This is a genomic window from Aliivibrio kagoshimensis (assembly GCF_050337105.1).
GTDB lineage: Bacteria > Pseudomonadota > Gammaproteobacteria > Enterobacterales > Vibrionaceae > Aliivibrio_A > Aliivibrio_A kagoshimensis.
Genome location: NZ_JAKJSQ010000150.1, coordinates 1 through 1,427 on the forward strand (window position 1 = coordinate 1; position 1,427 = coordinate 1,427).

A 1,427-nucleotide genomic window follows, 5' to 3' on the forward strand; every position below is an offset into this window, starting at 1 on the left:
AGCAAACACAATCAAGAATAGAAAGGTACTAAGTTACTTCACCTTGGGAAAACGGGTTTTCAAAAACATAAAAATCAAGATAACAATGTTATCTTGGCGAATAACAGTAAAAATGTTCTACCAAAAAATTAAAGCTGCTCAAGAGCTTAGGATTTAATTTTGTGGGGATCCTTCAGTGTCTGTCCCATTAGGGTTATTAATGGTGGAGATGCGGCAAATACCCTTATACATGAAGGTACGCATGCTTCAATCGATCAAGGAAGAATCGGAGATAAAGGTGCATATGAAGAGCAATATGCTGGATTAGTCGGCAATTATGCAGAAGACAACTTCAAGTTTGCATTAGAAAATTATGGTTTAGGAGATTACAAATCAGGTGATGTGAATAAACACATTGACAAAGGTAGTTCATTATTTAAAGACAACAATTTAAAGTCAATTAAACAAAAAGCAACCACCTCTAAATCTGACATCGATCACCGCTATTTAACTAAGCGTGAATATGAGATGGCAGATAATATAGCTGCGAAAAGTGATGGTAAGTATTCAGCTGAACAAATTCGTAATGTTATGAGGCATACTAAGGCTAAAGAAGGTGCGCAATATTCAGAAGGGGTGTCACCTTACATTATTGACTCCTCACTACTGACTAAGAACAGTTTTGTCGATGGAAGTGATGGAAAATTGATCGTAGCGACAGATAGTGAAGGGCATGGACGTTTTATTGTGCAAGATATGGAATCAATTCCTTTAGATGAATCTGCTAAGGAATATTTATTGGATAAAGGTTTGGGATTTAGCTTCTTTGAAGTTCCGGAAATGAAGGTAGTGGAGATTGATTTTCGGACAGGAAGGCCGATCGATTCTACAACAGGCACTTATCAGCTATCTCAAACGGTAGGTGATCAAGTCTTTGGTGTTAGTTACCATCCTTGCGCAACTGCTGAATGTAAAGCAACTAACAGCAACATGGTGAAGAATGACGTTAGTGATGCATTTATAGATGCGACTAGTGCTAAGGCTTTGGATGATGTTGGAACTGCTGCAGATTTAGGAATTTTACTTTCGCCAGCAGGAGCACCATTAATTATTGCGAGCGGAGTTGGGTTCGTTAGCTCTACTGGTCAGAGCTATATTGAAAATAAACTTGTTGATGGTAGCCCAAAAATTAGTTTTTTCAAAAACTCTCGAGCAGGGGATGAAAGATTTTGTTAAGCCGACGATTGCAGCGAAGGCAGAAGTTACTTTTGGTTTAGTTGGAGGTTATGATTATATACTTAAAGATATGCCAGATGACGAGGTGGTAATTAATTCCTTTGTGGGTGAACCTAATGAAAATTAGTAATAAATGCATTTATCCATCAAAAGTTATTTCATATAAATATAGATTCTGTTTTGTTATTGCAGTCTTGCTATCAGTATTGGTT

Annotated in this window: 2 protein-coding genes; both read left to right on the forward strand. The window is 37.1% G+C overall.

Annotated features, from left to right (window positions below; all coding sequences use genetic code 11):
- Window positions 1–159: 159 nt before the first annotated feature.
- A complete protein-coding gene (locus tag L4C32_RS20585; protein WP_428198762.1) occupies window positions 160–1,215 on the forward strand; it encodes a hypothetical protein in 1,056 nt (351 codons plus the stop codon).
- On the forward strand, window positions 1,199–1,342 hold the full coding sequence (locus L4C32_RS20590; protein WP_428198763.1) for a hypothetical protein: 144 nt from the start codon (window positions 1,199–1,201) through the stop codon (window positions 1,340–1,342). Before L4C32_RS20585 ends, L4C32_RS20590 begins: the two co-directional genes overlap by 17 nt.
- Window positions 1,343–1,427: the final 85 nt, after the last annotated feature.

Bases quoted from the DNA above. Each gene is read 5' to 3' on its own strand.
- L4C32_RS20590 (WP_428198763.1), top strand. From the start codon at position 1,199: ATGAAAGATTTTGTTAAGCCGACGATTGCAGCGAAGGCAGAAGTTACT.